The organism is Stieleria sp. (assembly GCF_041595215.1).
Classification (GTDB): domain Bacteria; phylum Planctomycetota; class Planctomycetia; order Pirellulales; family Pirellulaceae; genus Stieleria; species Stieleria magnilauensis.
Window position 1 is genome coordinate 1 of the sequence record NZ_JBFHKV010000179.1, and the last position, 10,337, is coordinate 10,337.

Below are 10,337 nucleotides of genomic sequence, written 5' to 3' on the forward strand. Positions count from 1 at the left end.
AGCTTGATCCCGAGGGGATGCTGGCGATGCGCGGACAGCGGTATTCGATCAAGGAGATCGGGATCGAAAACCTGCTGGAAAAATTCGTCGTCACGGCACAGCAGGATCGCTTGCATGGCGAATGCGACGTTCAAATCGAGAACGACCACCTGTTCGGTCAGACCAGCTGCACGCTGGTCGAAGTCATTCATCCGATACGTCGCGAGCACTTTCGGTTCCATCGGGCGCGGGTCTATTTCGACAACAACACGAAGATGCCGATTCGATACCAAGCCTGGCTGTGGCCGGAGACACCCGGCGGCCCGCCGGTGCTGGACGAAGAGTACAACTATTTCAATTTGAAAGTGAACGTCGGGCTGTCGGCGTCCGATTTCGATCCGAGCAACCCGAGCTACCGTTTCCGGTAGCCGGTCTGCGCTATATAAACTCCCTGAGCGCGATTCATATCGATTGGGCCGACAATCACTGACCGGGTAGGCAACTGAATCCATGCAAGGGAGTCCATGATGTCGGCATCCAAGCCGCCGGGGACGCGGATGAGCGACCAGCAGATCCAAACGGTCTGCTTGATGGTCTTGGCCGGCGTCGCGGGGATCTACATGATGTATTGGCTGCGACCGGTGCTGGTACCGTTCGTCGTCGCCTGTTTCATTGTCAGCGGCGTCGGGCCGATCCTGTCGTACCTGGAGTATCGGTTCAACGTCTCCCGCGTCGCCGCGGCCGGGTTGGCATTTCTGTTGGGTGTCGGCCTGATGGGCGTGTTCGGGTTGACGATCTCGTTCTCGATCATCGATCTGGCGAAAAATAAAGAAGAATACCGAACCCGTGTGCGGCAACTGGTGGACAAGGTCGATGACAAACTCTCCTTCGACGCGCTCTCGCTGAAGCGGTTCGTCGGCGACAAGTTTTCCAACGACGAAGACGGTGACAACGACAAGTCCTCCACGGCTGACAGCGGGTTTCTCGCCCAGGCTCCGCCGGACGCGACCGCCAACGGCGACACCACGACCAACTCCACCGAGCCTGCGGAACCGGCCGCGCCACCAAGTCCCCCGTTGGCTGCAGAATCTCCTCCGGATGTTGAATCCCCAGCAGATCCTGAATCACTCGCTGATGCTCCATCGCCGGCGGATCCTGGCCCCGGCGAGCCTCTCGATTCCAACGCCGCGACGGTGGACTCACCGGCGGATGCCGTGGCTTCAGCCGATGTCCCGCCGGATTCCGTCACCGATGTAGAGTCGGCGGCAGTCGTCGAGGTAGACAAAGACGAACCCCTTCCGCTGCTGGAAACTCCGACCGTGCAAATTCGCGCGCGGAGTGTTCCGGTGGAATCCGGGCGGATGAAAGAAGCCACCGAATTGGTCGACGCCTTCGTGCGCGACGGCATCTCGGTCGTGTTGCAGGCGTTCTTGAGTCTGGTGTCGACCAGCATCGTCGTACTGATCTACGTCTTCTTTCTGTTGCTCGGCAAGTCGTCTTACGCCCAGACCGCGACGTTGCGTGAAATCGACTCGCAGATCCGTAGCTATCTGTCGCTCAAGACGGTGATTTCCATCGGCACCGGCGCCGTGTTTGGTCTCACGTTGCGGATGTTCGGCGTCCCGATGGCGTTGTCGTTCGGGGTACTCGCGTTCCTCTTGAACTTCATCCCCAACATCGGACCGATCGTCGCCAGCTTGTTGCCGATCCCGTTGATCTTGTTGGATCCGTCCGGCAACATCGTCTGGATGGTCTCGGTGATCGTGGCGACGTCGGCCATCCAAATCCTCAGCGGAAACGTGGTCGAGCCGAAGTTGATGGGCAACTCGTCGGACCTGCACCCGGTCACGATCCTGCTGGGGTTGATGTTCTGGGGCATGATGTGGGGCATCATCGGGATGTTTCTGGCCACGCCGATCACCGCGGCGATCAAGATCGTGCTCGAGCGATTCGAACCGACACGTCAGATCGCGAACATCATGGCCGGCCGATTGGAAAGTCCTGCCGTCGCTTCGTAGTGCCGTCACTTCGTCGTGCTATCAACCAAACAGCGTGATCAAAGGCGATTGCGGAGCGGACAGTCGGCACCCTTTCCATTGGAATCCAAAAACTTTGCTTTCTGCGTGACGTTTCACTGAAGTTTTCCACCTTGACTAGAGAGGACGATCACAAACCATTCGCCGTATCCTTTGGCGAGCAAACACGGAGGAGTCAGCATGTTGGTTCTGTCACGAAAAATCGGTGAAGAGATTCTGCTGGGTGACGACATCAGAATCGTGATCACCCGAGCGTCGCGGAGCCGAGTGAGTCTCGCCATCGATGCCCCCTTAGGCGTCGCGGTCAGACGAAGCGAACTGAGTCGCGCGACGCTGAAGGAGTTTGTCGGCGCGGTCGTTCCCGATCGAGACGCCGGCGTGCTGGACGACAAAGCCCCCCTGCCGGCTTGAATCAACCGGCGTTTCGCCATCGAGAAAACTTCCCCAACCAGCGGACCGCTCCCCGGCTGCCGCTCGGATTTGACTTGGGAGTTTGAACAGAAGAGACTATCGGCGGGAATCCTGTACGATCCCCCTTCCCCAGGGAATCTCACCCTGCGGTTGGTCGGCCGCGACCCTCTGTTCTTGATGTGCCAACAGAGCCGCCCATCGGTGGCGGAGCGCGAGATCGATCCCAGCGCCCCGAGTCAACCTTCCAAACATTGGGATTCAAGATGATTCAACTCCTTGCATCGACGCCGACGAGTTTCCGCCGGTCATGCTCGCGTCTCTTGCGACACCGAACGACGACGTGGGGTGCCCTGGCCGCTACCGCCCTGCTGACACATGCCCTCTGTGCCCCGGCCCTTCAAGCCGAGACGGTTCGCCCCAACATTCTTGTCATCTATACCGATGACCAAGGCTTTGGTGATGCCAGTTGTTTGAATCCGGACGCCAAATTCAAAACGCCGAATCTGGATCGATTGGCCGCCGAAGGGATCACGTTCACCAACGGTCACTCCTCCGATTCGGTCTGCACGCCGTCACGCTACGGATTGTTGACCGGCCGCTATTCATGGCGGACGACGCTGAAGACGGGAGTGATGGGCGCCGAGGGTAAATGCTTGATCAAAGACGGACGGACCACGATCGCGTCAATGTTGCGTGACAACGGATACGCGACCGCCATGGTCGGCAAGTGGCACCTCGGCATGGACTTTCCCGGAACGAACCACAAGACCCGTGATTGGTCTCAACCGACCCGCAACATGCCCTTGGATAAAGGCTTTGACTACTTCTTTGGCATTCCCGCTTCGCTCAACTACGGCGTGCTGGCGTGGTTCGAAGGCCGACATGCCAAGGTGCCTCCGACGGTCTTTACCGCCAAGAAACCGAATGCACGGCACATGGACTATCGCATCATGCCGCCCTACCAGCCGACTCCCGAAGCGACGCAACAGGCGCTCGGCAAGCAGGGCATGGAGGTCGCACCGGACTTTATCGACAACCAGTGTTTGACACGGTTCACCGACACCGCGATCGACTGGATGCAGTCGCATACATCGGGCTCGAGTTCTGAAAAACCGTTCTTCCTGTACTTGCCGCTGACGTCGCCACACTACCCGGTGTGCCCGTTGCCTGAATTCCACGGCCAGGGAGATTGCGGCGGCTATGGCGAGTTTGTGATCGAGACCGATTACCACGTCGGCCGCATCCTCAAGTTTCTCGATGATGCCGAATTGGCCGACGACACGCTGATCGTGTTCACCAGCGACAACGGTCCAGAAAACTCTTGGAAGCAGCGCGTCAAGGAATTCGGTCACCAGAGCAATTTCCGCTATCGCGAAGGCAAGCGTTCGGTGTACGAGGGCGGCCATCGCGTCCCGTTCTTTGTCCGCTGGCCGGCCGGAAATCTCACTCCCGGACGCCGCTGGGATCGGCCGGTGGGACAAATCGATTTGCTGGCGACCTTCGCCGAGCTTCTCGACATCGAATTGCAACCTGACGAAGGCGTCGACAGTCACAGCTTTGCGACCGTGCTGCTGAATCCCGCGAGCAACCGTCAACGATTGCCGCTGATCAATCACTCCGTCAACGGTCGGTTCGCGATCACCGAAGACAACTGGAAACTCGTCCTGCCCCACGGTAGCGCCGATGCCGAACTGTATGACCTGGAAAACGATCCCGGCGAGACGACGGATGTGCTGACAGAGCACCCGGAAATCGCCGAAACGCTGCAAGCCAAAGCCACGCAGATCGTCCTTCGCGGACGAACGACCGCCGGTCCGGCTCAACCCAACGACACCGGGTATTGGGACGATCTGAAATGGATCTCGGCCGAGCAGTACGAACAAGCGACGGGCAAGAACAGCCAGTGAAGCCATCATCGCGTCGCGCGTTCCACGTGGCGGGGCGGTAAGATCTGAAGTGGCAGAATCATACGGGGCAGAATGATGTTCTGACCGCTCAGAACGCAAAGTCAGAATCAGACGGCTACTCCATCACTCCGCCATCCCCATCACTCCGCCATCCCCATCACTCCGCCATCCCCATCACTCCGCCATCCCCATCATTCTGCCGTCTCCATCACGATGGAATCGATCTCCACGACCGATCCGGGCGGACCGTCAAATCGCAATTCAATCTGACGCACGGTGTCCTTCCAATCCAGCGGAAAGCGAATCATTTGTGTTGCATCATGTATCGTGGCCGTCGACTCGCCTTCACCTGCGACGAGCGTGACCTTGGTCCCCGGTGACGAACGCAGATTGATGAGCAGGTCACCTTGATTCTTGGCCGGATCGAGCTTCAGCCCCGTCCGTGTGATCACCGCTTTGCCGCCCGGGAGCCGGAAATCCAAAAATCCTAAGCGGCCCGCGATGTTGCCCATCGCTTCATCGTTGCCGCTCCAGCCCTCGGTTTGCCATCCCCCGCAATCAAACGTAAACAGCAACCGGCCATCGGTCGCATCGCGTCCGTTGATGCGTTCCCAGTCGTCGGACAATCCGTCGCCATCGCTATCGGAGCGAACGACTTCGTATTCGGGATTGACCCCTTCGCCCCATTTCTGTCCGTTGGCCTGATAGGCCAATTCGGCAAGCGGCTCCTCCTCGACGCCCTCGTCACCGACAGCGATCCAATCGTCCAGCAACTGGCGGTGTCGCTGAATCTCGTCGCGATACCTGGGATCACCGATCAGATTGTTGACTTGGCTAGGATCGGCTTTGACGTCGTAAAACTCCTCTGCCGGGCGCTGGCCGAAATAGATTTCCGTCAGCTTCGGTGACAATTCGCCGGACTGATAGAGTTCGTGCAGGTTTTGCAAAAACGGTCGTTTGTCTCGGTACTGGGGCTGCAGCAAGATCCGATCGGTCTTGAAATTGCGTGTGTACCGAAACCGGTCGGTGCGAATCGTGCGGACACGATCGATGGTATGGTCGAGCCGATCTTTGGCGGCCGCCACAAAGCTGCGTGGGACGACGACCTCGGCGAACAGATCCTGGCCTTCGTACCAATCGGGCTTGTCGACGCCGGCCCAAGCGAGCGTTGTCGCGGACAGGTCCAGCAGATCGACCAGATCATCGCGTACCGAGGGAGACGGCACGTAGGGCGCAGGACCGGCGATGATGAACGGAACGTGCAACCCGCCTTCGGTCGGCATCTGCTTGTGACGCACCAGATTGTTTGCGCCGTGGTCACCAAAGTAGACGACGATCGTGCTGTCGGCCAAACCGGATTCCTGGAGCCCCTGGAGTACGGTGCCGATGAAATCGTCGTCTTTTCGGATCGCGTCGTAGTGCTGTGCGACCGTTTCGCGATAGAGTTGGTTTTGCGGGTAGTCCGGCGGGACGGTGACGGACTGTGGATCCGTTTTTCGTTCCGCCGGGAACTTGGCGGTGTTGTTCTTCCCACCGGCCGTTTGGATCTGGCCAAAGAACGGTTGGTTTTCTTTCAGTTCCTGCCAATCGATCGCAGCGCGGTTCTTCTTTTGCAGCGAATAAGTCGCCGCTTGATCCCAGACGAAATTGTAATCGTCTTTGCCGAAATTAAACGTGAAGTAGCCGGTCTCTTTCACCAGCTGCGGCAACAGCTTCATGTTCTCGGGCAGATAGATTTTGGCCGGACCGCGGCTGGAACGATGTTCGTGCGCGCCGAAGCGAATCTGATTCATCCCACCCATGATGGCCGATCGACATGCCGAGCAAACCGGTGCCGGAACGTAGGCTCGCGAAAATCGCACACCACGCTCGGCAAGCGAATCAATGTTCGGCGTCTGACCTTGATTGACCGGGTCGCCGTAGCACCCCATCCACGGCGAGGTGTCTTCGGCGAACAGCCACAAGATGTTGGGGCGATCTTTCGCAACGGCGAATGAGGTGAACGATGCCATGGCGATCAGGATCGCCAGCCGAATCGGGTTGATAGTCATGCCGGGTGCGGGCGTGGGTTGCGTAGGTCGAACGTTCGATGACGGAGGAAGACCGTGCATGGTATTCCAGTTCGGCTTGGCGTGCAAAGAAACGCGGTCGTGACAGTATTTCCGTCGGAAATCACCGTCGGACCGGACAATTGCGGCGTCCCACTGGATCATCGCTGATGCCGCTGCCGATGTCCGAGGTGGGCGCGTCTGCCCCCACCTCGTGTGTCTCTCGTTTCCTTGCCGACCCCTCACGCGTGACAGTGGCGACGCTGTTCACCAAGGCGGCAGACCATGTGCGCGTATCCTTTTCATCAAATGGAAGAACAACGACGAACGGGCCCGTTCTTGATGCTGGTCACGATCTGCATCCTCGTCGGGGCTGCGGTCTACTTTTCACAGCACTTCCAGATCGCCGGGCTGGATCAACTAACGATCACGCCCAAATCGGCGGAATCGGCAGACGAACCCGATCCGCTCGATGATCTGTTGTTCGTCTCGGCGAACCAACGAAACGGACTTTCAAACGGCGGGCCGGTCGCGCCGGCACCTTTCGTCGCCCGATCAGCGGAAGCCAACCGAAACGTCCGCAACCTGCGAATCGGATCGTGGGCGCTCAGTGGGTTCGGACCAAGCAAACTGGCCAGCGAACATTGTCGGCTGAACCTGATCCGCATGATTCGCAAGTTCGACGTCATCGCGTTGCAACAGGTCACCGCAGCCGAGCGCGACCTGATCCCGCGCTTGGTGGACGAGATCAACGAGGGCGGGCGAAGCTTCGATTTCGCGCTCGGCGCACCGTCCGGACCGACCGATCGATCCGAACAGCTGGCGATCCTCTTCAACATCAATCGAGTTCAAATCGATCGCTCGCAAACCTACACCGTCGCCGATCCGGAAAACCAGATGACCTACGATCCATTGGTCGTCTGGTTTCGCGCTGCCCAACCCACCGTCGATTCGGCATGGACGTTCTCGGTCGTCAACGTCCGCATCAACTTGGCACGTGCACCGGTCGAAGTCGCGCTGTTGCCCGGTATCTTTGCCTCGGTGCGGGCGGACGGTCGTGGCGAAGACGATGTCGTGATGGCCGGACTGTTTCAGGCCGACGATTCGTATTTGATCCCGCGCGTGATGGGCGGCGACGTCGTTGCCGCAGTGGACAGCACGACGACCGACATCTTTAGCCGGCATCAGACATGCAACATTCTGGTCGACCGCAATCGAACCAACGAATATGTCGGCCGCGGCGGACCGATCGACTTCTTGCGGCTGTTCAACCTGAATCTCAGCCAGGCCGAAGCGGTCAGCAGCCACTTGCCGGTGTTCGCCGAGTTCACCGCCACCGAAGGCGGCACGCTGTAAAAAAAGGGTCAGGAGCATTTAAAATAGAAGAGGCAAGCCGAGGCGCCCCAGTTTACTAGAAAGGCTCCTGACCTTTTTCTCATTTTCGCCGGCGGAAGGCGTCGAAGGCGTCGCGAATCGCCGGGGGCGCTTGGCGGCGGTTGCCGGAATCGCGCAGGTTGCGGAGCGAATCGGCGGCGTCGCGAGCCGAGGATGCCGGCGCGTCACGCGGCTGCAACCCGAGACTCCGCAACGCGTCTTGCAACTCGTCGGTCGATTCAGCCGGCTCAGTCGGTTGGTCCAGCTTGCGAACCTTTTCCCAACGCTCGCGGAATCGTTGCAGATCTTGCTCGGTCCAGTCCAATTCCTTCAACAGGTCTTCATCCACCTGGTCGCGCGTCTCGTCCAAGTAGTCCAACACCATATCGGTCGCCTTTTTCGCGTACTCCAAATCAGGCGGGGGCGGTGGTTCGGCGGCCGCGTCGCCGGATGCGGGTGATGTCCCCGTGCCGCTGCCTTGGCTTCCGGAAGACGCATCGGGTGACGGGGTCGATGGCGATTGCCCCTGCGGCGGATCACCGCTTTGGCTTGCCCCCGACGGGTCGGCCGAATCCGCTGCTTCACGCGACCCGCTTTCTCCCTGGGACGCGTTGTCACTCGCTTGGCCCGGTTGCCGCTGTGGATCCCCCGATTCAGATCCACTGGCGTCTTGCCCTTCGGACTTGCCTCCGTCGCCCTCGGCTGCCTCTCCCGATGGCTGATTCTCCGTCCCCGGCTCACCGGGTGTCTGTTCGCCAGACGTCTGTTCGCCAGTGCCCTGCTCGCCAGTGCCCTGGGAGTCGCTCTTGGGGTCTTGCGAAGCATCACCGCTGCCGCTCGATTCTTCGCCCGTTGACGACTCGCCGGGCGACTGACCTTGTGGTGACTTTTGTTCTGACGCAGGGGAATTCGAAGATTCAGAATCGCCAGCGGCTTGATCACCCGCTGGCGAGTCTGTCGGGTCGGTTGCGGCGTCCGCGGACTCGGAGTCGCCGCCGGAGCCATCGTTCTTCGGCGGTTGGTTTTGGTCGGCGGACGAGCCACCCTGGGATTGGTTTTGCTTTTGTTTCTCGATGTAATCCTTGATCCGCTCAAACGCTTGGCCGTCATGTTCCGGCGGCGCCTGGGATGGTTCGCCTCCGGAGGGCGATTGGGATTCGGTTCCGGCGCTGTCGCCGGATGCATCCCCATTGTCACGGGGCGCATCGCTGTCGCCGCTGGGCGTCTCACGATCGCCGTTGGGCGCACCACTGTCGCCGCTCGGCGAGCCGGTGCCGTCCTGTGCATTCGATTCTGTCCCGCCCGGGTTCGGCTTGCCGCCGCCATCGTTGGCGTCCTGCATGGAGCCCTCCGATTGGCCGGTCCCTTGCGTGCCTTGAGACGCGTCGTTGGCTGGATCGGTCGCTTCACCCGCTGGCGATTGCCCGCCGGGGTTCGACGGATCGCTATTGCCCGGCTGTCCTTCGCTTGGAGGCTGTCCTTCGGTACCGGGCTGTCCTTCGGATGGGGGCTGGCCTTCGGTACCGGGCTGGCCTTCGGATGGGGGCTGGCCTTCGGTGTCCGATTGGCCGGTGGCACCGTCGCCGGGGCTTGCATCGCCAGACGATTGCGGCGAATTTCCACCCTGCTCGCCCTCACTCGGATCCTGCTTCTCGCCGCTCGACTCGCCGCCGCCAGATCCTTCGCTGCCGCTATTTTGGCCTTCGGATCCCTGGCTCGGATCACCCTGACTTTGACCGCCTTCTCCTTGCGCGCCTTCGCCACCGGAACCCTGTTGCCCTTCTCCCTGCTGGGACTGTTCGACATCGCTGGCGGGCCGATCGTCGGGAGCCGACAGGCCGTCATTACCCGTCGGGTCCTGGGGCAGTGGTTCGGCGTCTTCGACGATCCGAATTTCGATCGGGTCGGTGCTCGCTTGATTCGGCTGCACGTTGGGATCGCCGGGGATGTTGCGATTGTCGATCGCGGTCGCCGAGATGCGGACCACGTCGCCGGCGCGGAGCAGATGCTCCAGCGGGCGGAAGCGATATTCCATCACCTGGTTGCCCTTGCCGTTTCCGTCTTCGGGTTTGATCCAGATGACGGGATCTTCCAGCGTGTCGATGCCGCGCTCGATCCGCAGCGTGACGCGTTGCAGCTCGAAGTCGGCATCCATGGCGTGGACTTCGATCATCTGTTGTGCACCGACGGGGACTTCGATCGGCGATTTCGTGGGCACCACGATCGCGACTTCCGGCGGCAGATCCGCGATGACCTTGATCGGATAGATGATCGGATCGGGGTTCGACTGCTCGTTGGAATCCCAGACGCGGATTCGGTAACTTTCCAGTTCCACCGAGGCGGTTTTGCCGCGGGCACAGCGGAGTGTCACATCGGACGTCAACGTGACTCCGTCGTCACCGATCGCGATCGGGGTGCGCCCCGCGGTGGCCCGCACGGTGTCGCCGAGTGCTTTCGGGTTGAATTGCAACTCGGCTCTGGCAATCGGCCGGTTGGTTTTGGCGGTGATCCGGATCTTTGTCCCATCAATCGCCGTGATCGCGGGGCTGGATGTCGTGCGGGGTTTTCGGCGGGTGTAGGCC

The 10,337-nt window shown here is 60.3% G+C and carries 7 protein-coding genes; 5 read left to right on the top strand and 2 right to left on the bottom strand.

The genetic code is table 11. The features are described 5' to 3' along the window. The 4 genes from ABX749_RS09370 to ABX749_RS09385 all read left to right on the top strand — a co-directional run. On the top strand, positions 1–407 hold a 407-nt coding region (locus ABX749_RS09370; RefSeq protein WP_372895743.1), incomplete at its 5' end, for a DUF1571 domain-containing protein. A gap of 96 nt (positions 408–503) precedes the next feature. Then, positions 504–1,997, top strand: a complete 1,494-nt coding sequence (locus ABX749_RS09375) for an AI-2E family transporter (RefSeq protein WP_372895744.1) — start codon at positions 504–506, stop codon at positions 1,995–1,997. Positions 1,998–2,195: 198 nt separating this feature from the next. Further along, positions 2,196–2,426 (top strand): carbon storage regulator, encoded by a 231-nt coding sequence (locus ABX749_RS09380; protein WP_372895745.1) that lies wholly within the window; start codon positions 2,196–2,198, stop codon positions 2,424–2,426. 263 nt (positions 2,427–2,689) lie between these two features. Beyond that, a complete protein-coding gene (locus ABX749_RS09385; RefSeq protein WP_372895746.1) occupies positions 2,690–4,333 on the top strand; it encodes an arylsulfatase in 1,644 nt (547 codons plus the stop codon). A 191-nt stretch (positions 4,334–4,524) separates the two neighbouring features. Here ABX749_RS09385 and ABX749_RS09390 read toward each other — a convergent pair whose 3' ends face one another. Next, positions 4,525–6,384, bottom strand: a complete 1,860-nt coding sequence (locus ABX749_RS09390; RefSeq protein WP_372895747.1) for a sulfatase — start codon at positions 6,382–6,384, stop codon at positions 4,525–4,527. Positions 6,385–6,666: 282 nt separating this feature from the next. Here ABX749_RS09390 and ABX749_RS09395 point away from each other — a divergent pair, with 282 nt between their 5' ends. After that, positions 6,667–7,737 carry a deoxyribonuclease I gene (locus ABX749_RS09395; RefSeq protein ID WP_372895748.1) on the top strand — a complete coding sequence of 357 codons (1,071 nt, stop codon included), beginning with the start codon at positions 6,667–6,669 and terminating at the stop codon, positions 7,735–7,737. A 79-nt stretch (positions 7,738–7,816) separates the two neighbouring features. Here ABX749_RS09395 and ABX749_RS09400 read toward each other — a convergent pair. Next, positions 7,817–10,337, bottom strand: a 2,521-nt coding sequence (locus ABX749_RS09400; RefSeq protein ID WP_372895749.1) for a hypothetical protein, incomplete at its 5' end; no start/stop codon positions are given.